Source organism: Tianweitania populi (genome assembly GCF_014652875.1).
In the GTDB taxonomy this organism is placed as follows: Bacteria; Pseudomonadota; Alphaproteobacteria; order Rhizobiales; family Rhizobiaceae; genus Tianweitania; species Tianweitania populi.
Genome location: NZ_BMZQ01000002.1, coordinates 806,911 through 832,934, shown reverse-complemented (window position 1 = coordinate 832,934; position 26,024 = coordinate 806,911). Strand labels below are relative to the sequence as shown.

The window sequence follows — 26,024 nt, the reverse complement described above, 5'->3', positions numbered from 1 at the left end:
TCACGATGTGAGCGATCAGGCGGTGATTTTCAAGACAAGAGGCGGGTGGGAGACGGCTTGAAGAAACGCCAGCAGGTCGTCCCTCCCGATTGATGTCGTTGCCTCGTTGGTCAATGGATGCGCGTTGATCACCGCGCTTTCCATCAAGGTACTGTCGAGCACCACCGTGACCTTGTTCTCGGTGTCGTTGATCGCACCGAACACGCAGACCGATCCGGGCACTACACCAAGCAGATCCATCAGCGCTTCCGGCTTGCCGAACGAGACCTTGCCCGACGCACCGATCACATGATGCACGGTCTTGAGATCGACGATAGCCATCTCTTCCACCACGAGCAGGAAATAGCGATCTTTACGATCCTTCACGAAGAGGTTCTTCGTATGCGCACCCGGGATCTCGCCGCGCAGATGCTGCGATTCCTCCACCGTGTGCAGCGGCGGATGATCGACGGTACTTGTCTGGATCCCCAGCCTCTCGAGCTTCGCCAGCAATCCCTCACGATCAATACGCATAGAACCCTCACTCGCATTACAAACCGACGATAATCAGCGTTCCGTAAAGGCAGCGGAAAGGCTGCGCAAGCGCGCGAAATTCCTGTTGCAATCGAAAAAGCTTTCGGCCATATAGGCGCGGCTTGCGGCGTTGCCGTGTGAGCGGGTGTAGCTCAGGGGTAGAGCACAACCTTGCCAAGGTTGGGGTCGGGCGTTCGAATCGCCTCACCCGCTCCAATCTTCCTTCGGGAAGTTCAAGCGATCAAAAAGCCGCCTTCGGGCGGCTTTTTTGTTTTCTGGCTCTTCGTCTCCCAGCACCTCCATCAGTGACTGACGACTGAGCGGCAACATTCTTGATGCTTCCGCGTTTGACCAGTGACGCTGCCGAAAGGATCCCGGGTGACGGAAGCATCCACATCCTGGTTCGACTTTCTACTCCATGCCATAACGCGTGGCCTGGAAGGGACCGGCGTGGCCGTTATTGTTCTGGGGGCCGCTTACGCGCTCTTCCGGTCCTTCACAGCGGCGCGCAGCAGCACTGCGCCAAGTAGTCCTTACCACCAGTTCCGCCAAACGCTTGGCCGTGCCATTCTGCTTGGCCTGGAACTGCTGGTGGCTGCCGACATCATCGGTACGGTCGCCATTCGACCGACATTGCAAAACGTCCTGATCCTGGCTTTGATCGTGCTGATCAGAACGTTCCTCTCGATCTCGCTCACCGTAGAGATCGAGAATCGATGGCCTTGGCAAAAGGCAGGCGAAAACACGGAAAGGCAGCCACGATGATATCGATGTGGTCGGACGGGCTGGATATCCTGATGCGGCTTGGCGCAGCTGCGATCCTGGGCGCAGCTATCGGCTTTGAGCGGCGCGTCCACCACAAGGCAATCGGCATCGCTGGCATGATCCTGATTGCCGTCGGTTCCACCACCTACATGCTGCTTGGCGTCCACCTCGCGCAACTCGATCCGAGTTCCCTGTCACGTACGCTGCAAGGCTTTCTGTCGGGCATCGGCTTCCTCGGCGGCGCCGTGATCTTCAAGAGCGGCTTCGACGTAAAAGGCATCAAAGCCGCGGCCGCAGTGTGGATTACCGGGGCGCTTGGCTTGGCGATCGGTACGTCCTTCTGGGGTCTGGGCGTAATCGTCGGCCTCGTCACGGCCGTGATCCTGTTCATCGCCGACAGCTACCCCGATCCTGTCCGTGAGGAAAAGACCAGCCCCGACTCAGAAAAGGAAGCACAGGCTCAAGCTGCGAAGAAGTAATTCACCAGATGGAAGAACAAAGGCGCCGCGTAGGTCACGGAATCCATGCGGTCGAGCGCGCCGCCATGGCCTTCGATCATGCGGCCCCAATCCTTTGCGCCCATCGAGCGTTTCACGGCTGACAGAACCAGCCCGCCGCTGAAGCCGGCAAGCACGATGGCCAGCGCCATGCCCGCCGCCTGCAGCGGTGTGAATGGCGTGATCCAGAACAAGCCCGCCCCCAGCAGCGTGGCGGCCAAACCGCCCCCGACGAAGCCTTCCCATGTCTTGTTGGGGCTGACCACCGGCGCAATTTTGTGCCGGCCGAACAGCTTACCGAAAATGTATTGCAGCACGTCGCTCGCCTGCACCACGGTGACCAGGAAGAACAACAGCAGCACGCCCTTGTTCTCGAAGCCGGGTATCTTCAGCAGCAACAAAGCGGGCGCGTGGCTGATGCAATAGACCGTCAGAAGCAGGGCCCATTGCAGCTTAGCCGTGCGCGACAGGAAGTCATCGGTGTCATGGCGCAGCACCGCCAAAACCGGCAGCAGAAGAAAGGCGTAAACGGGAATGGCGATCGAAAACAGCGACTGCCAGTCGATCCCGATCAGCACATATTGCAGCGGCAGGAAGACATAAAAGGCGAAGGCAAGCGCGGTATGATCGCCGGGTTTGGTCGGCGTGAGCGAGATGAACTCGCGCAGACAGTAAAAGGAGGTCAGCGCAAACAGCACGAGCGTAACGATCTTGCCGAACACAAAGGCCACGGCAAAGATCGCAACCATCAGCCACCAGGCCCGGATGCGCGCATTCAGATTGTCGACCGTTGCGCGGGCTTCCGTGCTTTCGGCACGACGTCCCAGGATCTGGCCGATCAGGGTTGCGGCTGCAAGAACCGTGATCAGGCCGATGAAGAGCGTGACGAGCGTCGGATCCATCAGTTCACCTCCGCCAGGGCCACGATCGCCTCACGTGCCCGCTCCAGGAATGCTTCCTTGGTCTCGCCGCCTTCGATGTACAAAGGCGCGCCGAAGCGGACATGGCAGGAGATCGGAACCGGCAAAAAGGCACCACGCGGAAAAGCCCGCGACATATTCTCGAGGTAAACAGGAACGAGTTCGACCTGCGGAAAGCGCGTCGCCAATCGAAACAGCCCCGACTTGAACGCGGCCGGCAGTTTTTCACCGCCGCGCGTTCCTTCCGGAAAGATGATCAGCGAATGGCCGCGTTCCAGCGTTTCTTCCAAGGGAGCGAGCGGATCCTGGCCGGACGCTGCACCGCCCCCGCTGCGATCAACCAGAACCGCATTCAGAAGATCGAGCGCAACGGAGCGGCGCAGGCGCCCTTTGCCCCAGTAGTCCGCCGCCGCAACCGGATGCGTGGTCGGCCGCAGGCGCGTCGGGATCGCGGCCCAAAGCAGGATCGTATCGAGGTGACTGCCGTGATTGGCGAAGTAGATCCGCTGGCGCAGGGATGGCTGCGTGCCGCGCCACTCGGGACGCCCGCCAACAAGAAAGCGCGCCAGTCCGATCAGGATGTGGTCGATCATGCCCGGTCCTTCAAACGCGCGCTCATGGCGCCGATGCGGCGCGCACAAGTCCATGCCGTGCCCAAGATCACGACCGCCAACACGATCACCGGGCTGTACAAAGAACCAAACAACACGGCTTCAAAGAAGGCGAGCACGCCACCGATCGTCAATGCCGCCATACGCTGCGGCTTGGCCATGGGTCCACCAAAGTCTTGTCCGAAACTGAGCGATGCGCCGAAGGCGCGAAGATAGGCGGTCATGACCGCCAGGATCGCAGCGACATATCCCATTTCAGGATGTCCACAGCCATAGCCGAAGCCGATCAGTAGAAAACTGTCTTCGAAGCGGTCCGGGATTTCGTTGAACAAGGCGCCGGTGGGCGATCCACGGCCACCTTCCACCGCGACCATGCCGTCCAAAAGATTGCACAACAAGCGCAGCTGCACCATCAGCGCACCCACGAGAAACAACCAGGGATGCTGAGGACCGTAGCCGAAAGCCAGGCCGCCGAGCGCCGCAAAGCCGATGCCGGTGGCCGATACGGCATTCGGGGTGGCCGACGTCTTGAGAAGCAGCTTCGCCAGACCTTGTGCCCAGCCGGTGCTCCGCGACGCCAAAGGCCGGCGATCCGCCGTCGCGTGCTCGTTCACCTGTTCTGCCATACGATCCCCCACATACAACCCCGACTCACCCGATAGCCGGGTTCGACCCGTAAAACCAGAGTCGCTGCCGCTGCGGCAAGCAGAACGTGTAGCGTCTGGCCGCGTGACAGGCCTGGGGTTGTTCGGTTACCACCTGCCCGGAGTGAGACACTGATTGTTCCCATGGCGCAAAAGAAGAACCACGAAGTCGACTCTTGGCTTGCCCGGCCGGACCGTACCGCCCGCATCATCTTGGTCTATGGCCCTGATCGCGGCCTTGTTGCCGAGCGTGCGCGCAAGTTCGCGCTTTCAACTGGCATCGCACTGGATGATCCGTTTTCCGTCGTGCGTTTGGACGCAGGCGACATCGAGTCCGATCCAGGCCGCCTGTTCGACGAGGTGAAAACCTTTTCCATGTTCAGCAGCCAGCGCCTGATCTGGATCCGCAATGCCGGCGCGCAAAAGGCATTTGCGGACGCCATCAAGGATCTCGCCAAATGCCCGCCTGCCGATGCCCTGGTGCTTATCGAGGGCGGCGATTTGAAGAAGGGCGCCGGCGTGCGTGGCGTCGTAGAAACGGCGTTCAGCGGCATGGCGTTGCCTTGCTACAGCGACGATCCACGCGCCATCGATGCCCTGATTGATGAAGGCCTGCAGCCATACGGTTTGCGCATCGGCCTGCCCGCCCGATCCCGTTTGAAGGCCCTGCTCGGCGGCGACCGGCTGGCTTCCCGTGGCGAGATCGAAAAGCTGGCGCTGTATTGCCATGGCAAGTCGGAAGTCGAGGAAGACGATGTCGCTTTGCTGATCGGTGACGTGTCCGCGACCTCTGCCGATGATGCCCTGAACGCCGCGCTCAAGGGTGACGTGTTCGGCTTTCAGCAGGCGCTCCTACGGTTCAAATCGGCCGGCGGCAACAGAACGACCCTGCTCCTGTCTGCACTTCGCCAGTTACAGATCGTGCAGACTCTGCGCGCTGAAATGCAAGCGTCCAACCGGCCTGCGGGAGCGGTCATCGGCATGGCTCGCCCGCCGCTTTACTTCGATCGGAAGGCGGCAGTGGAACGTGCCCTGACCCGCTTCTCCCTGCCACAAGCCTCAAGCGCCTTGCAGCGCGTGCAGGCGGCCGTGCTGGAAAGCCGGCGTTACCCCGACCTCAGCGATGCGATCATCGAGCGCTGTCTGCTAGGACTGACCCTGCACCGTCCGTAAGGAAGCCTGATCAAGCCTGAAGGCGGCGACACAGCTCATCGAGCTGATCGAGCGAGCGATAAGCAATCTTGATCTCGCCACCCTTTTCCTTGTGCAGGATCGTCACGCGCAAGCCGGTCTGATCCGATAGCAGCTTCTCCAACGCCAGCGTATCCGCGTCCTTGGCATTGTCGTTAGCGCGGGTCTGCGCCGGCGTCTCTGTCTTGGGCGCTTGGGCAAGCGCCTCTGCCTGACGCACCGAAAGACCCTCTTCCACGATCCGCTTCGCGAGACCGGATGGATCAGCTGCCGTCACCAAGGTGCGCGCATGACCAGCCGAGAGCGTTCCGCTGGTCAGCATATCCTGGATGATCGTCGGCAGCTTCAGCAAGCGCAATGTATTCGCAACATGGCTACGGCTCTTGCCGATCACCTGTCCCAGATCAGCCTGAGTATAGCTGTGTTCGTCGATCAGCTGCTGATAACCCATTGCTTCTTCAACAGGATTGAGATCGGCACGCTGAACGTTCTCAACAATCGCAAGCTCAAGCGCGACACGATCATCGACCTCACGGATCAGAACCGGAAGCTGCGTAATGCCGGCGCGTTGCGCTGCGCGCCAACGACGCTCACCGGCGATGATCTCATACGTACCATCCATACGGCCCGGCCGCACGATCACCGGCTGCACAACGCCGTGTTCGCGAATCGACTGCGCGAGATCGGTCAAATCATTCTCGCCGAACGTCCGGCGCGGATTACGGGGATTAGCGACCACCATCTCAATCGGCACGACGCCATCTGCGCGCGCTTTCGGTGCTTGCTGCTCGGCAGGACGATCAATCTCGCCGATCAGTGCAGCCAAGCCGCGACCGAGGCGGCGCTTTCCGGTTTCTTCACTCATATCAAGCTGCCTTCAAACGCCGCTCGCGCCGGATGACCTCGGTGGCCAACTGCAAATAAGCCTGGCTGCCCGAGCATTTCAGATCATACAGGATTGCCGGCTTTCCATGCGATGGCGCTTCTGAAATCCGCACATTGCGGGGGATTACGGTCTCATAGACCTTGTCCCCCATATGCGCCCGCACATCATCGACGACCTGGTTCGCGAGGTTGTTGCGACCATCATACATGGTCAGCACGATGCCCTGAATGATCAGTTGCGGATTGATCGTCTGCCGCACCATTTCCACTGTGCGAAGAAGCTGGCTGAGACCTTCCAGCGCGAAGAACTCGCATTGCAGCGGAACCAGCACGGAGTCAGCCGCAGCCATCGCGTTGATGGTCAGCAAGTTCAGCGATGGTGGGCAATCAACAAGCACATACGAAAAGAGGTCTTGGGCGTCGCCCAAAGCTGATTTCAAACGAGTGGTACGATCGGGGAGGGCGGCGATTTCCATCTCCACGCCCAACAGATCCATCGTGGAAGGGACAATCCAAAGATTGGGAACAACCGTCTGAATGGCCACTTCAGACAAAGGGATCTTGTCGGCAAGCACGTCATAGGACGAAAGCGTCCGCTCTTCCTTGTCGATCCCTAAGCCTGTGCTGGCATTCCCCTGCGGATCAAGATCGACGATCAGCACCCGCTCACCAATCGCAGCAAGCGCGGTGGCGAGGTTGATGGCGGTGGTTGTCTTACCGACCCCGCCTTTTTGATTGGCCAGAGTTATAATGCGCATTGGCTAACCACATTGAGTTCAGCGCCTACAGCCTTCGGACGGCAGTGATATCCAAAATCACGCTGTCGGAATCAACCAGGCTGGTGCGTTCTACCAGATCGAACGCCCAACGCCTACGCGCATCATCCAGCTCCGCCTGAAATCCACGACCTTTGTGCAAAAGAGCTCGCGACGAGGCACCGCCAAGACCGTTGGTCCACTCCAGCATACGGTCCAGAGGTGCGAAGGCTCTTGCTGTGATTGTGGTGGATGAAACATTGAAAACAGCGTCTTCCAGTTCTTCTACCCTGCGGGTGAGAACATGCGCGTCGAGGTCAAGTGCTGCGATAGCCTGTCGAAGATAAGCCGACTTTTTGACGTTGCTTTCAACAAGCGTGACCTTGGCACCGCTGTCGCGTTCTAACAGCGCTATAACAAGCGCTGGAAACCCACTGCCGGAGCCAAGATCAAGCCACGCTTTGGTCTCGCCACGCCAACTCCACAGCTGTGCACTGTCAAGAAAATGCCGCTTCCAAGCTTCGTTCAAGGTAGTGGGAGAGACCAGATTGATGGTCTTTGCCCATTTCAGAAAGAAGCTCTCCAGTCCCAGCATCTTTTCGGCTGTTTCACGTGAAACGTCAGGTGCAACGGCTTGCAGTGACTCGATCTTTTCTGACGGCGTCATGCAGCAACTTGTTTTCTGTGAGCGTGCGCCAACACAAGAGCCAGGGCGGAGGGGGTCATCCCTTCGATCTTTTGAGCATCAGCCAGTGATGAGGGTTGGGCGGCAGCGAGTTTTGCCTTGAGCTCATTCGACAAACCCGAGATACCGGCATAGTTCAAATCCACGCGAAGCGACCTAGCTTCTTCCTTCCTTAACATCGCAGCATCGGTCTCCTGGCGGTCAAGATAGACCGAGTACTTAGCCTTGATTTCCAACGCCTCCTTTGCGCCCACGCTCAGCCCATCGACCTCAGGCCAAATACGAACAATGTCGTCCAAGCTTGTGTCGCTGCTCGCAAGAACGTCGAACGCTGTTCTCACGCGCCCGTCCAAATTGACGGACAAGCCGAACGATCGAAGCTGGTTGGGGGAAGCTTTCAGAGACGAAAGCATGCCTAGACCAAGCTCGACCTCTTCTTGGTACGCGCGGAATGCCTTCGCCCGCTTCGTAGACGCGAGACCAAATTCAATTGCCTTGGGCGTAAGGCGTTCGTCAGCATTATCAGGCCGAAGCGACAGGCGAAACTCCGCGCGCGATGTAAACATGCGATAGGGCTCGCTTACACCTCGCGTGACGAGATCGTCCACCATGACGCCAAGGTAGCTCTCTGTCCGGCTCATCCGAACACAGTCGCTGCCAGCAGCCAACCGAGCGGCGTTCAGTCCGGCAAGCAACCCTTGCGCGGCTGCTTCCTCATAGCCGGTCGTTCCATCGATTTGACCTGCTAGGAACAGGCCAGGTATTTGCTTGCTTTCCAGTGAGTGATCGAGCTGCCGGGGATCGGCATAGTCGTACTCGATCGCATAACCTGGTTGTAAGATGCGCGTGTTTTCGAGACCCGGCATCGACTGAATGATTGCCGCCTGAACCTCCTCGGGGAGGGACGTGCTGATGCCATTTGGATAAACCGTATCGTCATCCAGCCCTTCCGGTTCAAGAAAGACTTGGTGACCATCACGATCGCCGAAGCGCACGACCTTATCCTCGATCGACGGGCAATAGCGCGGCCCGACGCCGGTAATTGATCCCGAATACATCGCCGAACGATGCAAGTTGTCACGGATCACGGCGTGCGTAGCCAATGTGGTGCGCGTAATACCACAGGCAATTTGTGGAACCTCGATACGACCAGTCAGCAAGGAGAATGGTTGCGGATTGGAATCAGCGTCTTGTTTGCCGACTGCGTTCCAATCGATCGTTTTCCCATCTAGCCGGGGGGGGGTCCCCGTCTTCAATCTCCCGAGTTGAAGGTGTTGGCGCAGTCGCGCTGCAAGTGCCGTTGACGGCTCCTCGCCAACGCGGCCAGCTGGCCAGGTTCGATCACCCAAGTGGATGATGCCGCCGAGAAAAGTTCCCGTGGTAAGGACGACCCCACCGCATGTTATGGTCGTACCATCAGTAAGGTGAACACCTGCTACTCTCTTGCCGTTCAGTAGCAGATCAGCGACTTCACCTGAGATCAAGTCGAGGTTCTGCTGCTCGCTCAGAAGTCCTTGGACCGCTTTCCGGTAGAGCTTGCGGTCGGCCTGTGTCCGCGGCCCACGAACGGCCGGTCCCTTTCGGCGGTTGAGCATCCTGAACTGGATACCTGACGCGTCAGCCGCGCGACCCATCAACCCGTCCAGTGCGTCTACTTCTCGAACCAGATGGCCTTTTCCAAGACCGCCGATGGCTGGGTTGCAGGACATAACGCCGATCGTGCTGACATCCATGGTGATGAGGGCAGTCCGAGCGCCCATCCGTGCTGAGGCCGCTGCAGCTTCACATCCGGCATGCCCCCCGCCGACGACAACAACGTCATACAAGGTGTTTGTCATGACTGTGTGTTTCACGTGAGTCATTTTCCAATGCAGAACCGCGTAAAGATAACATCCAGCAAATCATCAACGCCAATAGCGCCGGTTATATGACCAAGATGATCCGCCGCAATTCGCAACTCCTCCGCAAGAAGCTCAATCGGTAAGTTTGACCACTCCGATCGTTCCAGAGCATGGTGGGCTTGGCGAAGATGCTGAACATGACGCTCTCTGCTCGGTAGCAGCAGAGAGGCGCCTGATGCCGCTACTGATACGCAGTGTTTGATCCCTGTAAGTAATTCCGAGATGCCGACCCCGGTCTCCGTGGATAGTAAGATTGCTTCTGTGGTGACGCTATCGGCCTGAAGATCGGCCTTCGTCGCGATCGAAAGCGTTTGTACAGGCAAATCTAGAGATGGCTTCTCCGTTCCGGCTACATGAAGCAGCAAAACCAGATCAGCTTGCTGTGCGGCATTACGAGCGCGTTCGATGCCGATGCGCTCGACCTTATTCTCGGTCTCGCGAAGGCCAGCCGTATCAATCAAAACAACCTTGTAGCCACCGAGGTCGAGAGCCACTTCAATCAGGTCGCGTGTGGTGCCAGCTTCATCCGACACAATCGCCACATCACGCCGTGCAAGCGCATTGAGCAAGCTCGACTTGCCAACATTAGGCTCACCGATAATGGCTATGCGAAATCCGTCTCGCAGGATTTCGCCTCTCCGTGTTTGGCTCAGATGGTCTTTGACTGCCACACGCAATGCATGAACCTGCTCCATCACTGCGTCCGCCACCGAACCCGGGACATCGCCTTCATCGGAAAAGTCGAGATCGGCCTCGATGAGGGCTCTGGCTTCGATCAGCTTCTCACGCCAACTGGAATAAAGCCTTTCCTGATCACCGACTGCATTGCTGAGCGCGAAGCGACGTTGCGCGTCCGTCTCGGCGGAGATGAGATCGGCAACACCTTCAGCCGAGGTGAGATCCATGCGTCCGTTGATGAACGCGCGCCGCGTAAACTCGCCTGCTTCCGCGGGGCGCGTATTGGGAAAAACAGCGATGGCATCCAAAACGGCGCGTAAGACCGCCTTGCCACCGTGGAGATGAAGCTCGACGACAGCTTCCCCCGTGAAGCTCATGCCCTCGGGAAAAAACAAGGTAAGAGCTTGATCGAGTATCCCGCCTTGCTCATCCCTCAGGACCAGCAAACGGGCTATTCGAGGTTCAACCGCCTTGCCAGTCAATCGCTTCAGGATTGTCTCAGCGGCCGGACCTGAAATGCGAACAACGGCAATCCCGGCCGGCAAAGCACCCGAGGACAAAGCGTAAATCGTGTCGCTTGAATTGGCCATCAGAATGGAAAAGGCCGGTTCGACCCGGCCTTCTTCCTCATCTTTGTTGCGGGACCGAATCGATCAAGTGTTCATCGACTCAAAGAACTCGGAATTGGTCTTCGTCTGCTTCAGCTTGTCGATCAGGAACTCGATCGCATCCGTTGTGCCCATCGGAGCAAGGATACGGCGAAGCACGAAGATCTTCTGCAAGTCCTGACGCGCAATCAGCAGGTCTTCCTTACGCGTACCGGACTTCAGGATATCCATGGAGGGGAAGATGCGCTTGTCGGCGACCTTGCGATCGAGCACGATTTCGGAGTTACCGGTGCCCTTGAACTCTTCGAAGATCACTTCGTCCATGCGGCTGCCGGTGTCGATCAGAGCAGTTGCAATGATCGTCAACGAACCGCCTTCTTCGATATTGCGCGCGGCGCCGAAGAACCGTTTCGGGCGCTGCAAAGCGTTCGCATCCACACCGCCGGTCAGGACCTTACCGGACGACGGCACGACGGTGTTGTAGGCGCGACCCAGGCGGGTGATCGAATCCAGCAGGATAACGACGTCGCGGCCGTGTTCGACCAGGCGCTTAGCTTTTTCGATAACGATCTCAGCGACCTGAACGTGGCGCACCGCCGGTTCATCAAAGGTGGAGGACACAACCTCGCCCTTTACCGAACGCTGCATGTCCGTCACTTCTTCCGGCCGCTCATCGATCAGAAGAACGATCAGGTAGCATTCCGGATGATTGGTCGTGATAGAATGGGCAATGTTCTGCATCAGCACGGTCTTACCCGTGCGCGGCGGCGCGGTGATGAGAGCGCGCTGGCCCTTGCCGATCGGGGCCACCAGATCGATCACGCGCGGCGAAATATCTTTCGTCGTCGGATTGTCGATCTCCATCTTCAACCGCTGGTTGGGATAAAGCGGCGTCAGGTTGTCGAAGTGGATCTTGTGCCGGATCTTTTCCGGATCGTCGAAATTGATCGTGCTAACCTTGAGGAGCGCGAAGTAACGTTCGCCTTCCTTCGGACTGCGGATCGGCCCTTCAACCGTATCGCCGGTCTTCAAGGAGAAGCGGCGGATTTGCGAAGGCGAGATGTAAATATCGTCCGGACCTGGAAGATAGTTGGCATTGGCGGAGCGCAGAAAGCCGAAGCCGTCCTGCAGAACTTCCACCACGCCTTCGCCGATGATCTCGACTTCCTGCGCCGCGAGCTTCTTCAGAATGGCGAACATCAGCTCTTGCTTGCGCAGAACGCTGGCATTCTCGACTTCGAGCGTTTCAGCAAAAGCGACGAGTTCCGCCGGCTTCTTGCTCTTGAGCTCCTGGAGTTTCATTTCCTGCATGGGGAACCTAGTGGGGGATCAGATAGGGGGAGTGAAGGGCCGGCGCTTTCAGTGGAATGCAGCCTGCGGCGCCGAACGGAGAACAATCGGCGCTTACAAAGGAGGGAGGGCCTCCACATAGCTGTGTCTGGCCCTTCACGCAAGATGGTCTGACTGGTTTCCTGCTGTCCTAGAACGGCTTCACGATCACCAGGATCACGATCAGCACCATCAGAACGGTTGGGATCTCGTTGACGATGCGCCAATGACGGGAAGGATGGACGTTGCGGTCCTCTTCGAACCGCCGCTGCGCAGTGGTGAGATAGCCGTGCAGGGCCGACAGGATCAGCACCAACGTGATCTTGGCATGCAGCCAGCCGCCGGAAAACGCAAAGCCGTACCAGGCGAGCCAAAGGCCGAAGATCCAGGTCACGATCATCGCGGGGTTGATGATCGCCCGCAGCAAACGCCGTTCCATGATCTTGAAGGTTTCGGACTGCGGCGTGCCGGTACCGGTGTCCGCATGATACACGAACAGCCGCGGCAGGTAGAACATCCCGGCCATCCAGGAAATGACTGCCATCACATGGATCGCCTTGGCCCAAGGGTAGAACCCGTCGCCGGCGACCGCGAACAGAAGCGCGGCACCCACAACCAGAACAACAATTGAAACGATCGCGCGCATGACGAAAAATCCTGCTTACGCGCCCGCCGCGCGCACCTGATCCACCATGGCCTGAACATGGGGGATCGGCGTTTGCGGCGTGATGCCGTGGCCGAGATTGAAGATCAGCGGACCAGAGCCGAGTTGCTGGAAAATGGCTGCAACGCCCTCACGCAGCGCCTCACCGCCGGCCACAAGTCGCATCGGATCGAGATTACCCTGAACGGCGCCGTCGCGCTGCAGGCCGGCCGCCTGGCTGAGCGGGACAGACCAGTCGAGGCCGAGCGCGGTAACGCCGGTCTTTTGCCGGTATTGCTCATACAGCGTGCCAGCCCCTTTCGGGAAACCGATGATCGGCACATCCGGGAAACGCGCCCGCACTTTCGCAACAATCCGCGCCACCGGCTTCACGCACCAGCGCTCGAACGAAGCTTCGTCCAGCACGCCTGACCAGGAATCGAAGATCTGCACGACATCCGCGCCTTCTTCGATCTGGCGGATGAGATATTCGGCGGAATGATCGGCGACCGTGTTCAACATCTGCTCGAACAGATCGGGATACTGGAACGAGAACAATCGCGCCGGGGCCTGATCGGTCGTGCCATGTCCGGCGATCATATAGGTCGCAATCGTCCAGGGAGCTCCGCAGAAGCCGATCAGCGTGGTTTCAGGCGGCAGGGCACCGCGCAGGCGCCGAACGGTCTCGTAGACGGGCACGAGGTGGTCGTGGAAGCGCGAGCCATCGAGGCCTGCGATCTCGTCCGGCTGGATCGGCGTCATCAGCGGCCCGCGGCCTTCCTCGAAGCGCAGGTCGCGGCCCAGCGCATGCGGCACGACGAGGATGTCGGAAAACAGGATCGATGCATCGAAGCCAAAGCGGCGGATCGGCTGGAGCGTCACTTCCACGGCAAAGTCGGGATTGTAGCAGAGATCGAGGAAGCTCCCTGCCTTCTGGCGCAGCTCTCGGTATTCGGGAAGATAGCGGCCTGCCTGGCGCATCATCCAGATCGGAGGCGGAAAGGCAGTCGAACCCTTCAGTACCTCGACTACCACGCGTCGCGGCGCTTCCATTCCTGCCATCCCTAATAAAGAAGATTTCTTATCTAAGAGTCTTTTGTTTCTATGACTCTGTTCGTAACGGGAGTTCAACATTACCCACAGTTCCCGCGTCGATGCGTCACTGCCGGTGGATCGCGGGACAGGAAGGCGGAGACGATGTCAATCGCGGGGATAACCCGAAAAGACCATTTCAGATCAGGTGCTTGCGGGCTTCAAAAATGAGACTGCCAGGAATGACGCCGTTGAACAACCTCCTGGCCTCCCCGATCTCCCCAGCCGTCACGAAACCATTGCCGAACCGTCGTGAATTGTGGACAAATCGGCTGCTATCCCGGCCCGTCTTCCACAGGCCTTTGAACCGTCCCGCCTTTTCCACAGAACCCCACAGGACAGGCTAAAGAGTGTGAGCAAGCCGCAAAGCTACTTCCATTTGCATCTGATTTCTGATGCGACCGGCGAGACTCTCCTTGCGGCGGGTCGAGCGGCTGCCTCGCAATACAAGGATGCGCGCGCCATCGAGCACATCTATCCGCTGATCCGCACGACCAAGCAGGTCGAAAAGGTGCTGGAAGAGATTGAGGCCGAGCCCGGCATTATCCTCTACACCATGGTGGATCAGGAACTGGCGGCGATCATTGATGCGCGCTGTGCTGCCATGGGGCTGCCTTACGTGTCGGTGCTGGAACCGGTGCTGACCGTGTTCCAGTCTTACCTCGGAACGCCAGCCGGACGCCGCGTTGGCGCGCAGCACGTGCTGGATGCCGATTATTTCCGCCGCATCGATGCGCTGAACTTCACCATGGAGCATGATGACGGCCAGTTGCCGCCGGATATGAACGATGCGGATATCGTCCTCATTGGCATTTCCCGTACGTCGAAAACGCCGACCAGCATTTATCTCGCCAATCGCGGCATCAAGACCGTCAACATCCCGATCGTGTTGGGCGTGCCGATGCCTTACAGCCTGGCTGCTGCCACCAAGCCGCTGATCGTCGGCCTGATCGCGTCGGCCGAACGCATTTCGCAGGTTCGCGAAAACCGCCTGCTCGGCTCCACGCCAAGCTTCGACATTTCTTCTTATACGGACCGCTCGCAGATTTCGGCCGAGCTCGCTTATGCCCGCCAGATCTGCGGCCGGCATGGCTGGCCGATGATCGATGTCAGCCGGCGGTCGATTGAAGAGACGGCGGCCGCCATAGTTGCCTTGCGCGGCAAGAACCGATAGCCCGCCCGGAACTCAGGACTTAGCCGTGACCCAGATCATTCTCGCTTCCACCAGCCCGTTTCGCCTGAAGATGTTGCGCGACGCGGGTCTCACCGTCGACGCCGTTCCCTCGGATATCGATGAACGCGCTGTCGATGCCACGCTGAAAGATACCGGTGTCGCCCCCGCCGAAGTCGCCGACATTCTGGCTGAAGCCAAGGCCGTGTCCGTCAGCGAAAATCATCCGGATGCCGTCGTCATCGGTGCCGACCAGACCCTTTCCCTTGACGACGAGGTTTTTCACAAGCCGGCCGACATGGAAGGCGCGCGTCGGCATCTCCTGGCCTTGTCGGGCAAGACCCATGAGCTGAACAGCGCGGTGGTGATCGCGCGCGCCGGCGTTCCCATTTGGCGCACCGTTTCGGTGGCGCGCATGACGATGCGCAAGCTTGATCCGGCTTTCATCGGTCGCCATCTCAGCCATGTCGGAGCCAAGGCTCTGCAAAGCGTTGGCGCCTACCAGATCGAAGGCGAGGGCATTCAGCTGTTCGAAAAGATCGAAGGCGATCATTTCACCATCGTCGGCCTGCCGCTTCTGCCACTCCTCGGCGCTTTGCGGGAGCAGGGGGCTATCGATGGCTGATCCCAAAGCTTTTGTTTGCGGGTTTCCGATCGCCCATTCTCGCTCGCCGATGATCCACAATCATTGGCTTAAGGCGCTCGGCCTTCCCGGCTCTTACGAACGCGTCGAAGTCGCCCCCGAGACCTTCGGCACCTTCATCGCGCAGCTGCGCGCCGGCGCCTTTGTTGGCGGCAATGTCACCATTCCCCACAAGGAAGCCGCGTTCCAGCTGGTTGACCGGCGCGATGAAGCGGCCGAAGCCATCGGCGCCGTCAACACACTGTGGATGGATGGCGAAACGCTGTGGGGCGGCAACACCGATGCTTACGGCTACGCCGCCAACATGGATGCGCAAGCGCCCGGCTGGTATGAATGCGAGGCAGCCGTCGTGCTCGGTGCAGGTGGTGCCGCACGGGCCATCATCCATGCCCTGCAAACACGCAAGGTGCCGGCGATCCGCGTGGTCAATCGAACTGTTGCACGAGCTCAGACTCTCGCCGATCATTTCGGCAACGGCGTGTCTGCCCATGGCGAGGATGAAACTGACGGTCTGCTGGAAGATGCCGGCCTTGTGGTCAACACGACCTCGCTGGGCATGAAGGGAACACCCGGCCCGGTGCTCGATCTCGACCGCCTACCGAAAACCGCCGTCATTTCCGACATCGTTTACGTGCCGCTGCAAACGCCGTTGTTGCGAGAAGCCAAACAGCGTGGTTTGCGCACGGTCGATGGGCTCGGCATGCTTCTGCATCAGGCTGTTCCCGGCTTCGAACGCTGGTTCGGAAATCGTCCGACGGTCGATCAGGCGCTTTATGACCTCATCGCCGCCGATGTGGAAAAAGCCGCATGATCATTCTTGGCCTCACCGGCTCCATCGGCATGGGCAAATCCACGACAGCCCAGATGTTTCGCGACGAGGGCGTGCCGGTTCATGATTCCGATGAAACCGTGCATCGTCTTTATGCCGGCAAGGCCGTGCCGCTGATCGACGCGGCCTTTCCCGGAACCGTCGTGGATGGCGTTGTCGACCGAACCAGACTGGCCGCTGCGGTGCTCAACAATCCGCCTGAGCTCAAGCGGCTGGAAGCCATCATCCATCCGCTGGTGCGGGCTGAAAGCGAAAACTTCCTGGACACCCATCGAAAGGCGGGAACACCGGTCGTCGTGCTCGACATCCCCCTGCTGTTCGAAACCCATGGCGAAGATCGGGTCCACAAGATCGTCGTGGTCAGTGCTTCACCCGACATCCAACGTGAACGGGTTTTGTCACGTCCGAACATGACGGAAGACAAGTTTGCGTCTATTCTGGCGAAGCAGCTGCCGGATGCTGAAAAGCGTCGACGCGCCGATTACGTCGTCGACACGGGTGCCGGTCTCGAGCCTGCGCGTGCTGCCGTGCAGGCGATCCTGAAAGACCTCGGCAAAGCGACAGCGCTTGGCACTTCTCGCTGAACACGTGGCTGCGTTAACAAGTGAACGAAAGAAAACGGATCCGAATCGATGCGTGAAATCATCTTCGATACCGAAACCACCGGCCTCGATCATCGCGAAGACCGGGTGATCGAAATCGGCGGCATCGAGCTCGATAATCGCTTTCCGACCGGTCGTACGATCCACTTTTACATTAATCCGCAGGGTCGCGAGATCCATCCCGAAGCGCTTGCCGTGCATGGCATCACCGTCGAGCATCTCGCCGACAAGCCGCATTTCCCGCATATCTGCGACGAGTTCCTGTCTTTCATCGAAGGTGCCAAGCTGGTGGCGCATAATGCCACCTTCGATATCAACTTCATCAATGCGGAGTTTGCGCGTCTCGGCCACCCGCCGGTTGAGCCGATCCGCGTGGTGGACACGCTGGCCATGGCTAAGCGCAAGCATCCCATGGGGCCGAACTCGCTCGATGCCCTGTGCCGTCGATACGGCATCGACAACACACGCCGCACCAAACACGGCGCGCTGCTCGATTCAGAACTGTTGGCCGAAGTCTATATCGAGCTGATCGGCGGCAAGCAGGCCGCGCTTGGCTTCGAAGTGTCCTTGTCGAACGGCGGTGGCTATTCGGAAACAACCATCGTCATCGAAACCATGCCGCGCCCAAGGGCGCTCACGCCGCGGCTCAGTGACGAAGAACGTGCCGCCCATGCCGCCCTCGTGGCCAGCCTTGGCGAAAAGGCGATCTGGAGCACGCTTCCCGGTGCATGATCTCCTGCACTTCGAACGACATGAAAAAGCCCGCTACGATGCGGGCTTTCTTGTATCTATCAGTGGCGTGCCGAACGGCACTAGCTGACCTGGATTTTGCTCTTGGCCTGTTCCTCGGCCATCTTCTGCTGGAACATCTGACCGAAATCGATCGGATCGAGCATCAGCGGCGGGAAGCCGCCATTGCGCGTGGCGTCGGCCAGGATCTGGCGCGCGAAGGGGAACAGCAGGCGCGGGCATTCGATAAACAGCACCGGCAGCATGTGCTCCTGCGGGAAACCCTCGATGCGGAACACGCCGCCATAAACCAGTTCCACGTTGAACAGCACTTCCTTGTCCTCGCCGGCCTTGGCCGACAGGGTCAGGGTGACGTCATATTCATGCTCGCCGATTGGGTTGGCGCCGACATTCACGTTGATGCCGATGTTCGGCGACTGGCTGCGTCCGCGCAGCGAGTTCGGGGCGCCTGGATTTTCGAAGGACAGATCCTTCACATACTGCGTCAGGATGTTCAGCGAAGGCGCTGCAGCGCCATTGGCAGGAGCACCGGTCGGCGCGAAAGGCTTGTCGGACATATCATTTCCCTAACGAGCTCGGGCGATCACACACCCGCTTTAGCATGTGGCGCGTGGCTACCATGATTGCCGTTTGGGTGACAAGCGCGGCGGCACGTTCAGTCGCGAGGATCCTCGTGCCTGATCCAGGGGCTCGAGCCTGGCTTGGCATCCGGTGCGCGCTGGTCGGTGCGGTGAAAGTCGGCGTCATCCAGATCCACCACCCGGTCGGCCGGCGCGCGACGCCCGCGAAAGCCGCGGACATTGGTGACGACAGTCAGGCGGTTCTTGAGGAGGTTCCAGGCGCCGTCGCGCACCGCCGGAATGAACAGCAGCAGGCCCAGCACATCCGTGACGAAGCCGGGCAGCAAAAGCAGAATGCCAGCCAGCAGGATCATGAAGCCATGCAGCACTTCGCGTCCGGGAACCCGTCCGGCTGCCTGTTCTGAGCGGATGCGGGCGATGACGCCGAAGCCCTGCACGCGCATCAAGCCGACGCCGACCACGCCGGACAGAAGAATGAGGCCCAATGTCGGCAATACGCCGATTGCGTCGCCAACGAGAATGAAGACGGCAATTTCCAGAAGGATGTAGCCGAGGAAGATCAGGGGAATAATGGACAGGCGCACTGTGGCGTCGACCCTTTTGCTCAAGGACAAGGTTACCATCCCGGGCGGGATGATCCCGAACAGATGGGAACTCCCCTCGGGAATTTGAATGATGCCGCAGCGCATTCTATATGGAAAGGAAGGAATGGATGTGGGACAGCATCCGGTGAGATGAGCGTTCGGCGTCAGGCCGACGCGTGAGAACAGGAGCCGACAGGCGTCAGCGATGGAATATTTCGATCTGGGCACGATCCTCTTCATCGTCGCGGCTGCCGTGATTTTCTACCAGCTGCGCAACGTGCTCGGACGCCGCACCGGCAACGAGCGCCCGCCGTTCGATCCTTATACCGCCGCGCGCAAGCGCAGTGCTGATCCGGCACAAGGTTCGGAGAACGTTGTTTCCCTTCCCCGCAAGCAGAAGCCGGCCGCCGAGACTGCTGCCGAAAACTATGCCGCCATTGATGCGCTGACCACGCCCGGCAGTGAGGTCAACACCGGCTTGCGCACGATCCGCGACGCCGATCCATCCTTTGAAGCCGGCGGTTTCGTTGATGGCGCCAAGATGGCTTATGAAATGATCGTGACCGCCTTTGCTGAAGGCGATCGCAAGGCGTTGAAAAACCTTCTTTCCAAGGAAGTCTATGACGGCTTCGTTGCCGCCATAACCGAGCGTGAAAAGCGCAACGAAAAGGTTCAGTCATCTTTCGTCGGCATCAACAAGGCCGATGTCGTCGGCGCGGAAATGAAGGGCTCGGAGGCCCATGTCACCCTGCGCATTATCAGTGAGTTGATCTCGGCCACGCGCGATGCGGCCGGCGAAGTCATCGATGGCGATCCGGAAGCTGTGGCTGAGGTCAAGGACGTCTGGACCTTTGCCCGCGATACGCGTTCGCGTGATCCGAACTGGAAGCTGGTTGCGACCGAAGCCGAAGACTAATCGGCGCGCCGGTTTTCGTGCCCGACCATGCAACCTGCCGCTCATCTTCAGCGCACGGATTTCGCCAATCTCGGCGGATGGGCTGCGGACACGTTTGTTGAAGCGCTCAGCGCCTTTCGGCGCTCCGCATCTCATGCTCAGACAAAGCCATACCGGACCGGAAGCCTCGGTCTCACGCCCGCCGACTTTGCGCCGGCTTACAACGTAGTCCTTGCGTTGAATGATGCTGATGAAGGTGCCGCACGCACCTTCTTCGAAACCCACTTCGTCCCGTTCAGCATTCAGCCTTCTTCCGGCGAGGCCGGTTTCGTAACGGGCTATTACGAGCCGATCGTCCAGGCGTCACGCCATCAAACTGAAACCTTCCGCTATCCCATCCTGCGACGGCCCGACGATCTGGTCGATCTCGACGACGGAAACCGTCCCGTTGAGATGGACCCCACCTTCGCCTTCGGCCGCCAGACCGATGCAGGCATCGTCGAATATTTCAACCGTGCGGAAATCGAGCACGGAGCGCTGGATGGTCGCGGATTGGAAATGGCGTGGCTGGAAGACCGGTTCGCGCTTTTTCTTATCCACGTGCAGGGTGCAGCACGGTTGCAATTTTCCGACGGTGAGCAGCGCGTCACCTACGCGGCCAAGACCGGTCATCCTTTCACGGGACCCGGAAAAGTCCTCGTCGAAACGAGAGAAATTTCCCGTTCCGAGGTGACAATCCGGAAGATTCGCAGCTGGTTTCAGGAAAAACCGGAGCGACTTTCCGAGATTTTGCACCAAAATCGCTCCTTCATCTTCTTCCGCGAAGCCCCGGTGGACGACCCCGAACTCGGTCCAATCGCTGCCGCCAAAGTCCCGCTGACCCCTGGCCGCTCGCTTGCGGTCGACCGCCTGATCCATACTTTCGGAACGCCGTTCTTCATCCAGGCTCCCGACCTGACGGAAGCCGGCAAGCCCTTGGCAAGATTGATGATTGCTCAGGATACCGGCTCCGCCATCCTCGGTCCCGCTCGCGGCGATCTGTTCATTGGCTCCGGCGATGCAGCCGGCGAAATCGCTGGCGTCATCAAACACTTAGCGCATTTCACCATCCTCATCCCGACACCGGCGGCGGAGCGGTTCGGCTCATGAAGCGCGGCAAGCAGCTCACCGAAGAAGACCGCATCCTCTGGCACACCGTGGCAGTGACCACGACCCCGCTGAAGGGCAAAGCGCTTCCGCTGGAGTCGGCGCCGATCAAGGACGCGCAACTCACTGAAAGCAAAGTAAATTCCGCCGATCGCTTTGCCGCCGACCTCGACCGAGCACCCGAGGTCAAACGGCCGACCGTCACGATGACCGCTCCTCGTCAGACCATCGATCGCCCGACTCGCGACAAGATTGCGAAGGGCAGAGTGGTCATCGACGGCAAGATCGATCTGCACGGCCTGACCCAGAGCGAAGCGCATTCCATGCTGCTCGGCTTCCTGCATCAAGCCTACGCCCATGACCGCCGCCATGTGTTGGTGGTGACGGGCAAGGGCGCGTCCTTCGGCAGCGAGGGAATTTTGAAGCGCGCCGTGCCGGCATGGTTCGCGACGCCGCCATTCCGTGTACTGGTCAGCGGATATCATGATGCCGCGCGCCATCATGGCGGAACTGGCGCGCTTTATGTGCGGTTGCGGCGGCGTACTTCATGACGCCGTTCGGCGCCAAGCTTCGGCAACTCAGGCAAGCGCGCGGAGTCGAGCAGAAGGCCATGGCCGCCGCACTCGGCGTCTCCGCCTCCTACCTGTCAGCCCTCGAACACGGCCGTCGCGGCAAACCGACCTGGGCGATGATCCAGAAGATCATCGGCTATTTCAACGTGATCTGGGATGAAGCGGAAGACCTGCAACGGCTGGCCGAAATTTCAGACCCGCGCGTGGTCGTCGACACGGTGAACCTCGCGCCAGAAGCGACCGCTCTCGCCAACCGCTTAGCCGAACGCATCCGGCACCTGTCTCCGGAGCAGATCGCGGCAATGCAGGCAGTGATCGATCAGCCGGCGAAGGCCGCTTCGAAGCAGGAATAAGCGGTTTGCCATAATAGGAGCGTCGAACGACGCCCTAGAACAGCACTTGGAGATCGGCGATCCGGTCGTTGACCAGCCAGCCGTAATAGTTCTCTTCCGGCAAGCGTTCGGCTTCACCGCGCGCACGACGCTGCGCATTTTCCGCCTTCAACGCAGAAGCCCGCGCTTCCGGCTGGCCGATATTGTAGAGCGTGGCGGTGATGCCGGGATTGTTCGAGATGTCGAAGCCGACGCGGCGATAGGCATCGATCGACTTCTTCAGCGTCGCCGCGACGTAAGGCAGCGTCTTGTCGGGATCCATGATCGTCTCATAAACCTTGGCCGGGTCTGCCGCATCGAGCTTCGGGAAGCCTGAGACGCGATGAACCAGGTCGCTCATCTGCAAGGCGGTCAGCGGATTGAGTTGCCCCAGGCCGAAGGTTTGACCAGCATAAAAAGGCTGAAAGAAAACGGCTCCGAATCGATCGCTGGGGAACTTCGTTCCGTCCACGCTTTTGCCGGCGAACTTGGCATTCCACACGCGCTCGCGGCAGGTCCAAAGTGCATAGCTTTCCTGCACGGACTCGCACGATGCAAACTCCGGACGCTGTACGAAGCGATCCACCGTTTCGCCGTCATATTTGAAGGCAAAGCTCGAGCCCAGATAAGACGTCGCCTTCACGTAATAGGTCTGTAGCCGGTCATAGGCATCGACATTGTAGGTATGCTCGCCAACGATCGCGCCGGCGATATGGATGGGCGCAATGCCATAGGCACGTGCGGTCTGGATGATCTTGGTCCGCAGAGCCTTGTCGGTCTGAAGCAGCTTCAGGACCTTGCGATACTTGTTCTCATAGGTCGTGCTGAGCGCTGCCGTGCGCCGGGCCGAACCACCGGGCACGCCGGGCTGTTCGGCATTGCGGTTGCCAGGAGGCACTTGCGTGATGGCGAAAGCGGGCGTGGCAAGAAGAAGGCTGAGCATAACAATGCAGAAGCGGCGCATGGGCATGCTCATTCCCCGGTATCAGGCCTGTTGATCAGCTGAGCCTTTGCATCAGGCTCGCCAAAAAGGAAAGGGCCGGTTGAGAACCGGCCCTGCCAAATCAAAGAATGAAGCGCGACAGGTCGGTGTTCTTGGCAAGATCGCCGACGTGCTTCTTCACATATTCCGCATCGATGGTGAGCGACGTGCCACCCTGATCCGGCGCGGTATAGGAGATCTCGTCCAGCACGCGTTCCATGACGGTCGACAACCGGCGTGCGCCGATATTCTCGACAGTGGCATTGAGGTCGACGGCAATGCCTGCCAGCTGGTCGATTGCGTCGTCGGTGAAGTCGAGGGCCACGCCTTCCGTGTTCATCAGGGCAATATACTGCTTGATGAGGCTGGCTTCCGTTTCGGTGAGGATGCGGCGGAAGTCGTCCTTTTCCAAAGCCCGCAACTCGACGCGGATCGGCAGGCGGCCCTGCAATTCCGGCAGCAGGTCCGACGGCTTGGCGACATGGAAAGCGCCGGATGCGATGAACAGGATATGGTCGGTCTTTACCGGCCCGTACTTGGTCGCAACCGTGGTGCCTTCCACCAGCGGCAGCAGATCGCGCTGCACGCCTTCACGCGAAGGACCGGTGCGGCTGTCGCTGCCGGCCACCTTGTCGATCTCGTCCAGGAAGACGATGCCGTCGTTCTGGGTGGACTCGATGGCGCGCTGGGTGACTTCTTCCTGGTCGAGCAGCTTGTCGCTCTCGTCATTGATCAGGAAATCGTAGCTTTCCTTCACGGTCGTACGGCGCGTCTTGGTGCGGCCGCCACCCATCTTCGACATCAGGTCGTTGATGTTGAGAACGCCGATATTGGGCATGCCCGGAACCTCGAAACCACCGGGTGCGCCGGTATCGGCCACCTCGATCTCGATTTCCTTGTCGTCCATCTCGCCGTCGCGCAGCTTCTTGCGGAAGCTGTCACGGGTCGCCGGGCTGGCGGTCTTGCCGACAAGGGCTTCCAGCACGCGTTCCTCGGCGTTGACATGGGCGCGCGCCTTGACGTTTTCGCGCATCTTTTCGCGCTGCAAGCCGATGGCGACTTCAACGAGATCGCGGATGATCTGCTCGACATCGCGGCCGACATAGCCGACTTCGGTGAACTTGGTGGCTTCCACCTTGATAAAGGGCGCGCCGGCGAGCTTGGCCAGGCGACGCGAAATCTCGGTCTTGCCGACCCCGGTCGGCCCGATCATCAGGATGTTCTTCGGCATCACCTCTTCGCGCATCGAGCCTTCGAGCTGCTGACGGCGCCAGCGGTTGCGCAGGGCGATGGCCACGGCGCGCTTAGCGTCCTTCTGGCCGATGATGAAGCGGTCGAGCTCGGAAACGATCTCGCGGGGAGAAAAATTGGTCATGGAGGATGCTTAAATTCTGAAAGGAGGGAGTTTGCTGAGCACGGATGTGGGGAGGGTGGAACCGATGATCAAGCGCCGGATGCGCTGCCAGCCCGCGCCGAACAGGATCACCAGCGCACCGACCACCAGCAGGATCAGCGCGAAAGGCGGTACGCCCGTGGTGTTGGCGGCCGAGTTCACGAGGTAATAGATGCCGAGCGTGCCGAAGTAGGCCAGCGTCGGAACCAGCAGCGAGCGGCGGTCGATGGCGAGTGCCACATAAACGAAGCCGATGATGAGGATGGCGAGCATGACGGTGGCGTCCGCACCCGGCTCGATGCGGCCGAAGGCGATGTCTTGGCCCGTTGCCATGATGAAGAGTGGATGCACCAGCATCGGTGCGGACACGACATGCAGCCAGAACGCACAATCGGACCAGATCGTGCGGCGCTCACGGTCATGAAGATCGAGCGCCACAGCCGTGGCGAAGATGATCAGACCGCAAACCAGCGGCATGTAGAGGGCGGCTCGCACGAGTTCGGGCCCGTCCTGCAGGCTGGGAGGTGCAACCGTGCCCTGGGTGACGCCGTCGTAAAGGAACAGTGCTGTCTGGAAGAAGGCGAGCAGCGTTGCCGCGATCGCCACCACGCCGGCGAGAATGGGAACACGGAAGCGCCAGAAGTAAAGGATGGCAGCAAGGATGATGCCGCCAAGCACGGCATAGCCCGCCTGGGAAACCGGCCCGCGCATGGCGATCAACTCCCAAAGGGAATCCGGCAGCTGAATATCGAGAATGGCCTGCACGAGCAGGACCAGCAAAACGGTGCCGGACGCCGCGAAGACCAAAGCGAGGACGGTCGACGACAGCTTCATGCGGTGCTGGCGCGTCACCACTTCCGCAACGAGCCAGGCGAAGGCGGCAAGGGCGGCAGCGATCCACAGAGGACGCCCAACAAGCATCGTGTTGAGAACGAAGTAGAAGCCAGCCGTGAGCAGCACGGTGCCGACTGTCACGAACAGGTCGTTGCCGCCACCGATGAGACGCAGGTTTTCCTCGTCGCCTCCGGCCGTGGCCACGCTCTCCGGCCCGGCTTCCATCGCGAGCAGGCGCTCACGCTGATCAAGCGAGATGACGCCGGAGGCAAGGGCGGCATCAAGGGTTTCGAGGCTGATCGAAGCCGGGCGCGTGTCGTTCGCCGTCGCCATGGTTCAGAGCGCGCCTTGCCAGGCTTTCACCGCTTCAAGGGGATAAACCAGCATCAGGACGTTGAGGGTGAGATTATCCCGGATCAGAGTGCCGACCACCAGCTCCGCGATGATGGCGAGTGTGATCGTCGTCCAGACCGGCAGCCGCCAGGCCATCACGAAGCCTACGACCATGAACACCGTATCCATCACCGAGTTGATGATGGAGTCGCCGTCATAATCCAGCGAGATGGTGCCTTCGCGGTAGCGGTTGATGACCCAGTTGGTGTTTTCCACGATCTCCCAGGCAATCTCCAGACCGGCTGCCAGTGCCAGCCTTGTGCCGAGCGAAGCGCGCGGAAACAGGAAGCGCATCAGCGCATAGAACAGGAAGCCGTGGATGATGTGGGAGAAGGTGTACCAGTCCGAAAGATGCTGCGAATTCTCCGAACTGTTCACCACGCCATGCCACAGCTTGACATATCCGCACTCGCAGATCGGCACGCGCCCCATGGCGTAAAGGGTGATCGCCTGGATGACGATCAGGCCCAGAACGAGGAGCACACCCGTTTTCCAGGCGGAACGAGGCAGGGGGTTCGCGATCTGCGTGGTCATCATGGCTCCAGATGCCGAAGAACTAGA

General features: G+C 59.7%; 30 protein-coding genes and 1 tRNA gene. 13 read left to right on the top strand and 18 right to left on the bottom strand.

Features of this window, described 5'->3' with window-relative positions:
- Positions 1-15 precede the first annotated feature (15 nt).
- Complete coding sequence (locus IE166_RS13315; protein WP_189504591.1) at positions 16-513, bottom strand: prolyl-tRNA synthetase associated domain-containing protein; 498 nt, start codon at positions 511-513, stop codon at positions 16-18.
- Positions 514-654: 141 nt separating this feature from the next.
- On the opposite strand from IE166_RS13315, the gene IE166_RS13310 reads away from it, so the two are divergent.
- From IE166_RS13310 to IE166_RS13300, 3 genes are all read left to right on the top strand, one after another.
- Positions 655-729: transfer RNA gene (locus IE166_RS13310), tRNA-Gly, on the top strand.
- A gap of 162 nt (positions 730-891) precedes the next feature.
- The gene (locus IE166_RS13305) at positions 892-1,278 is read left to right on the top strand and encodes a DUF1622 domain-containing protein (RefSeq protein WP_244641463.1); all 387 of its coding nucleotides are present in this window, start codon (positions 892-894) and stop codon (positions 1,276-1,278) included.
- Complete coding sequence (locus IE166_RS13300) at positions 1,275-1,757, top strand: MgtC/SapB family protein (protein ID WP_189504589.1); 483 nt, start codon at positions 1,275-1,277, stop codon at positions 1,755-1,757. The genes IE166_RS13305 and IE166_RS13300 overlap by 4 nt, the downstream gene beginning before the upstream one ends.
- Here the strand turns inward: IE166_RS13300 and IE166_RS13295 are convergent.
- The 3 genes from IE166_RS13295 to IE166_RS13285 are packed head-to-tail and all read right to left on the bottom strand — an operon-like array spanning position 1,739 to position 3,932.
- Entirely contained in the window at positions 1,739-2,677 is a 939-nt protein-coding gene (locus tag IE166_RS13295; RefSeq protein WP_189504586.1) for a phosphatidate cytidylyltransferase, read from the bottom strand. The genes IE166_RS13300 and IE166_RS13295 overlap by 19 nt on opposite strands.
- Positions 2,677-3,288 (bottom strand): lysophospholipid acyltransferase family protein, encoded by a 612-nt coding sequence (locus IE166_RS13290; RefSeq protein WP_189504584.1) that lies wholly within the window; start codon positions 3,286-3,288, stop codon positions 2,677-2,679. Before IE166_RS13290 ends, IE166_RS13295 begins: the two co-directional genes overlap by 1 nt.
- Entirely contained in the window at positions 3,285-3,932 is a 648-nt protein-coding gene (locus IE166_RS13285) for a CDP-alcohol phosphatidyltransferase family protein (RefSeq protein WP_189504581.1), read from the bottom strand. The genes IE166_RS13290 and IE166_RS13285 overlap by 4 nt, the downstream gene beginning before the upstream one ends.
- A 162-nt stretch (positions 3,933-4,094) precedes the next feature.
- Between IE166_RS13285 and holA the strand changes: the two genes are divergently transcribed.
- The gene (gene holA, locus IE166_RS13280) at positions 4,095-5,123 is read left to right on the top strand and encodes a DNA polymerase III subunit delta (RefSeq protein ID WP_189504580.1); all 1,029 of its coding nucleotides are present in this window, start codon (positions 4,095-4,097) and stop codon (positions 5,121-5,123) included.
- A 10-nt stretch (positions 5,124-5,133) separates the two neighbouring features.
- Here holA and IE166_RS13275 read toward each other — a convergent pair whose 3' ends face one another.
- The 8 genes from IE166_RS13275 to hemE form a co-directional block, all read right to left on the bottom strand.
- Positions 5,134-6,006: a ParB/RepB/Spo0J family partition protein gene (locus tag IE166_RS13275; RefSeq protein WP_189504578.1), complete on the bottom strand. Its 873-nt coding sequence runs from the start codon at positions 6,004-6,006 to the stop codon at positions 5,134-5,136.
- Position 6,007: 1 nt separating this feature from the next.
- A complete protein-coding gene (locus tag IE166_RS13270) occupies positions 6,008-6,784 on the bottom strand; it encodes a ParA family protein (RefSeq protein WP_189504576.1) in 777 nt (258 codons plus the stop codon).
- Positions 6,785-6,809: 25 nt separating this feature from the next.
- A complete protein-coding gene (rsmG, locus tag IE166_RS13265; RefSeq protein ID WP_189504574.1) occupies positions 6,810-7,448 on the bottom strand; it encodes a 16S rRNA (guanine(527)-N(7))-methyltransferase RsmG in 639 nt (212 codons plus the stop codon).
- Complete coding sequence (gene mnmG, locus IE166_RS13260) at positions 7,445-9,304, bottom strand: tRNA uridine-5-carboxymethylaminomethyl(34) synthesis enzyme MnmG (protein WP_189504572.1); 1,860 nt, start codon at positions 9,302-9,304, stop codon at positions 7,445-7,447. Before mnmG ends, rsmG begins: the two co-directional genes overlap by 4 nt.
- Before the next feature lie 20 nt (positions 9,305-9,324).
- Positions 9,325-10,635 carry a tRNA uridine-5-carboxymethylaminomethyl(34) synthesis GTPase MnmE gene (gene mnmE, locus IE166_RS13255; RefSeq protein ID WP_189504570.1) on the bottom strand — a complete coding sequence of 437 codons (1,311 nt, stop codon included), beginning with the start codon at positions 10,633-10,635 and terminating at the stop codon, positions 9,325-9,327.
- A gap of 63 nt (positions 10,636-10,698) precedes the next feature.
- Positions 10,699-11,964: a transcription termination factor Rho gene (rho, locus tag IE166_RS13250; RefSeq protein WP_189504568.1), complete on the bottom strand. Its 1,266-nt coding sequence runs from the start codon at positions 11,962-11,964 to the stop codon at positions 10,699-10,701.
- A gap of 169 nt (positions 11,965-12,133) precedes the next feature.
- A complete protein-coding gene (gene hemJ, locus IE166_RS13245; RefSeq protein ID WP_189504566.1) occupies positions 12,134-12,628 on the bottom strand; it encodes a protoporphyrinogen oxidase HemJ in 495 nt (164 codons plus the stop codon).
- Positions 12,629-12,643: 15 nt separating this feature from the next.
- Positions 12,644-13,678, bottom strand: coding sequence for a uroporphyrinogen decarboxylase (hemE, locus tag IE166_RS13240; protein ID WP_189504564.1), 1,035 nt, complete (start codon positions 13,676-13,678; stop codon positions 12,644-12,646).
- A gap of 391 nt (positions 13,679-14,069) precedes the next feature.
- Between hemE and IE166_RS13235 the strand changes: the two genes are divergently transcribed.
- Genes IE166_RS13235 through dnaQ form a run of 5 tightly spaced genes read left to right on the top strand, consistent with a single transcriptional unit; the run spans position 14,070 to position 17,694 of the window.
- Positions 14,070-14,891: a pyruvate, water dikinase regulatory protein gene (locus tag IE166_RS13235; RefSeq protein WP_189504562.1), complete on the top strand. Its 822-nt coding sequence runs from the start codon at positions 14,070-14,072 to the stop codon at positions 14,889-14,891.
- A gap of 25 nt (positions 14,892-14,916) precedes the next feature.
- Positions 14,917-15,513, top strand: a complete 597-nt coding sequence (locus IE166_RS13230) for a Maf-like protein (RefSeq protein ID WP_189504560.1) — start codon at positions 14,917-14,919, stop codon at positions 15,511-15,513.
- A complete protein-coding gene (locus tag IE166_RS13225) occupies positions 15,506-16,342 on the top strand; it encodes a shikimate dehydrogenase (protein WP_189504558.1) in 837 nt (278 codons plus the stop codon). Before IE166_RS13230 ends, IE166_RS13225 begins: the two co-directional genes overlap by 8 nt.
- Positions 16,339-16,944, top strand: a complete 606-nt coding sequence (coaE, locus tag IE166_RS13220; protein WP_189504556.1) for a dephospho-CoA kinase — start codon at positions 16,339-16,341, stop codon at positions 16,942-16,944. The genes IE166_RS13225 and coaE overlap by 4 nt, the downstream gene beginning before the upstream one ends.
- Before the next feature lie 48 nt (positions 16,945-16,992).
- Positions 16,993-17,694, top strand: a complete 702-nt coding sequence (gene dnaQ / locus IE166_RS13215; protein WP_189504554.1) for a DNA polymerase III subunit epsilon — start codon at positions 16,993-16,995, stop codon at positions 17,692-17,694.
- A gap of 80 nt (positions 17,695-17,774) precedes the next feature.
- On the opposite strand, the gene secB is transcribed toward dnaQ, so the two are convergent.
- Positions 17,775-18,269 carry a protein-export chaperone SecB gene (secB, locus tag IE166_RS13210; protein ID WP_189504553.1) on the bottom strand — a complete coding sequence of 165 codons (495 nt, stop codon included), beginning with the start codon at positions 18,267-18,269 and terminating at the stop codon, positions 17,775-17,777.
- 98 nt (positions 18,270-18,367) lie between these two features.
- The gene (locus IE166_RS13205; RefSeq protein ID WP_244641462.1) at positions 18,368-18,907 is read right to left on the bottom strand and encodes an FxsA family protein; all 540 of its coding nucleotides are present in this window, start codon (positions 18,905-18,907) and stop codon (positions 18,368-18,370) included.
- A gap of 175 nt (positions 18,908-19,082) precedes the next feature.
- Between IE166_RS13205 and IE166_RS13200 the strand changes: the two genes are divergently transcribed.
- The 4 genes from IE166_RS13200 to IE166_RS13185 are packed head-to-tail and all read left to right on the top strand — an operon-like array spanning position 19,083 to position 21,843.
- Entirely contained in the window at positions 19,083-19,793 is a 711-nt protein-coding gene (locus tag IE166_RS13200; protein WP_189504551.1) for a Tim44/TimA family putative adaptor protein, read from the top strand.
- A 27-nt stretch (positions 19,794-19,820) separates the two neighbouring features.
- Entirely contained in the window at positions 19,821-20,921 is a 1,101-nt protein-coding gene (gene mltA / locus IE166_RS13195; RefSeq protein WP_189504549.1) for a murein transglycosylase A, read from the top strand.
- Positions 20,918-21,469 carry a Smr/MutS family protein gene (locus IE166_RS13190; RefSeq protein ID WP_189504547.1) on the top strand — a complete coding sequence of 184 codons (552 nt, stop codon included), beginning with the start codon at positions 20,918-20,920 and terminating at the stop codon, positions 21,467-21,469. The genes mltA and IE166_RS13190 overlap by 4 nt, the downstream gene beginning before the upstream one ends.
- Positions 21,466-21,843, top strand: a complete 378-nt coding sequence (locus IE166_RS13185) for a helix-turn-helix domain-containing protein (RefSeq protein WP_189504545.1) — start codon at positions 21,466-21,468, stop codon at positions 21,841-21,843. The genes IE166_RS13190 and IE166_RS13185 overlap by 4 nt, the downstream gene beginning before the upstream one ends.
- A gap of 34 nt (positions 21,844-21,877) precedes the next feature.
- On the opposite strand, the gene IE166_RS13180 is transcribed toward IE166_RS13185, so the two are convergent.
- The 4 genes from IE166_RS13180 to IE166_RS13165 form a co-directional block, all read right to left on the bottom strand.
- On the bottom strand, positions 21,878-22,837 hold the full coding sequence (locus IE166_RS13180) for a DUF1402 family protein (RefSeq protein WP_385965679.1): 960 nt from the start codon (positions 22,835-22,837) through the stop codon (positions 21,878-21,880).
- Between the two features lie 88 nt (positions 22,838-22,925).
- Entirely contained in the window at positions 22,926-24,218 is a 1,293-nt protein-coding gene (hslU, locus tag IE166_RS13175) for an ATP-dependent protease ATPase subunit HslU (protein WP_189504542.1), read from the bottom strand.
- Positions 24,219-24,227: 9 nt separating this feature from the next.
- A complete protein-coding gene (locus IE166_RS13170; RefSeq protein WP_189504540.1) occupies positions 24,228-25,403 on the bottom strand; it encodes a hypothetical protein in 1,176 nt (391 codons plus the stop codon).
- A 3-nt stretch (positions 25,404-25,406) separates the two neighbouring features.
- Positions 25,407-26,000 (bottom strand): DUF2585 domain-containing protein, encoded by a 594-nt coding sequence (locus IE166_RS13165; protein WP_189504538.1) that lies wholly within the window; start codon positions 25,998-26,000, stop codon positions 25,407-25,409.
- Positions 26,001-26,024: the final 24 nt, after the last annotated feature.

What these genes read in the sequence shown, in the direction of transcription:
- dnaQ (WP_189504554.1), top strand. Translation starts at nt 16,993, where the DNA reads ATGCGTGAAATCATCTTCGATACCGAAACCACCGGCCTCGATCATCGC.
- IE166_RS13170 (WP_189504540.1), bottom strand. Translation starts at nt 25,403, where the DNA reads ATGGCGACGGCGAACGACACGCGCCCGGCTTCGATCAGCCTCGAAACC.
- secB (WP_189504553.1), bottom strand. Translation starts at nt 18,269, where the DNA reads ATGTCCGACAAGCCTTTCGCGCCGACCGGTGCTCCTGCCAATGGCGCT.
- hslU (WP_189504542.1), bottom strand. Translation starts at nt 24,218, where the DNA reads ATGACCAATTTTTCTCCCCGCGAGATCGTTTCCGAGCTCGACCGCTTC.
- IE166_RS13165 (WP_189504538.1), bottom strand. Translation starts at nt 26,000, where the DNA reads ATGATGACCACGCAGATCGCGAACCCCCTGCCTCGTTCCGCCTGGAAA.
- IE166_RS13315 (WP_189504591.1), bottom strand. Translation starts at nt 513, where the DNA reads ATGCGTATTGATCGTGAGGGATTGCTGGCGAAGCTCGAGAGGCTGGGG.
- IE166_RS13300 (WP_189504589.1), top strand. Translation starts at nt 1,275, where the DNA reads ATGATATCGATGTGGTCGGACGGGCTGGATATCCTGATGCGGCTTGGC.
- mltA (WP_189504549.1), top strand. Translation starts at nt 19,821, where the DNA reads ATGCAACCTGCCGCTCATCTTCAGCGCACGGATTTCGCCAATCTCGGC.
- IE166_RS13285 (WP_189504581.1), bottom strand. Translation starts at nt 3,932, where the DNA reads ATGGCAGAACAGGTGAACGAGCACGCGACGGCGGATCGCCGGCCTTTG.
- coaE (WP_189504556.1), top strand. Translation starts at nt 16,339, where the DNA reads ATGATCATTCTTGGCCTCACCGGCTCCATCGGCATGGGCAAATCCACG.
- IE166_RS13200 (WP_189504551.1), top strand. Translation starts at nt 19,083, where the DNA reads ATGGAATATTTCGATCTGGGCACGATCCTCTTCATCGTCGCGGCTGCC.
- rho (WP_189504568.1), bottom strand. Translation starts at nt 11,964, where the DNA reads ATGCAGGAAATGAAACTCCAGGAGCTCAAGAGCAAGAAGCCGGCGGAA.
- IE166_RS13190 (WP_189504547.1), top strand. Translation starts at nt 20,918, where the DNA reads ATGAAGCGCGGCAAGCAGCTCACCGAAGAAGACCGCATCCTCTGGCAC.
- IE166_RS13185 (WP_189504545.1), top strand. Translation starts at nt 21,466, where the DNA reads ATGACGCCGTTCGGCGCCAAGCTTCGGCAACTCAGGCAAGCGCGCGGA.
- hemJ (WP_189504566.1), bottom strand. Translation starts at nt 12,628, where the DNA reads ATGCGCGCGATCGTTTCAATTGTTGTTCTGGTTGTGGGTGCCGCGCTT.
- IE166_RS13225 (WP_189504558.1), top strand. Translation starts at nt 15,506, where the DNA reads ATGGCTGATCCCAAAGCTTTTGTTTGCGGGTTTCCGATCGCCCATTCT.
- IE166_RS13295 (WP_189504586.1), bottom strand. Translation starts at nt 2,677, where the DNA reads ATGGATCCGACGCTCGTCACGCTCTTCATCGGCCTGATCACGGTTCTT.
- IE166_RS13290 (WP_189504584.1), bottom strand. Translation starts at nt 3,288, where the DNA reads ATGATCGACCACATCCTGATCGGACTGGCGCGCTTTCTTGTTGGCGGG.
- mnmG (WP_189504572.1), bottom strand. Translation starts at nt 9,304, where the DNA reads ATGACAAACACCTTGTATGACGTTGTTGTCGTCGGCGGGGGGCATGCC.
- IE166_RS13270 (WP_189504576.1), bottom strand. Translation starts at nt 6,784, where the DNA reads ATGCGCATTATAACTCTGGCCAATCAAAAAGGCGGGGTCGGTAAGACA.
- holA (WP_189504580.1), top strand. Translation starts at nt 4,095, where the DNA reads ATGGCGCAAAAGAAGAACCACGAAGTCGACTCTTGGCTTGCCCGGCCG.
- hemE (WP_189504564.1), bottom strand. Translation starts at nt 13,678, where the DNA reads ATGGAAGCGCCGCGACGCGTGGTAGTCGAGGTACTGAAGGGTTCGACT.
- rsmG (WP_189504574.1), bottom strand. Translation starts at nt 7,448, where the DNA reads ATGACGCCGTCAGAAAAGATCGAGTCACTGCAAGCCGTTGCACCTGAC.
- IE166_RS13180 (WP_385965679.1), bottom strand. Translation starts at nt 22,837, where the DNA reads ATGAGCATGCCCATGCGCCGCTTCTGCATTGTTATGCTCAGCCTTCTT.
- mnmE (WP_189504570.1), bottom strand. Translation starts at nt 10,635, where the DNA reads ATGGCCAATTCAAGCGACACGATTTACGCTTTGTCCTCGGGTGCTTTG.
- IE166_RS13275 (WP_189504578.1), bottom strand. Translation starts at nt 6,006, where the DNA reads ATGAGTGAAGAAACCGGAAAGCGCCGCCTCGGTCGCGGCTTGGCTGCA.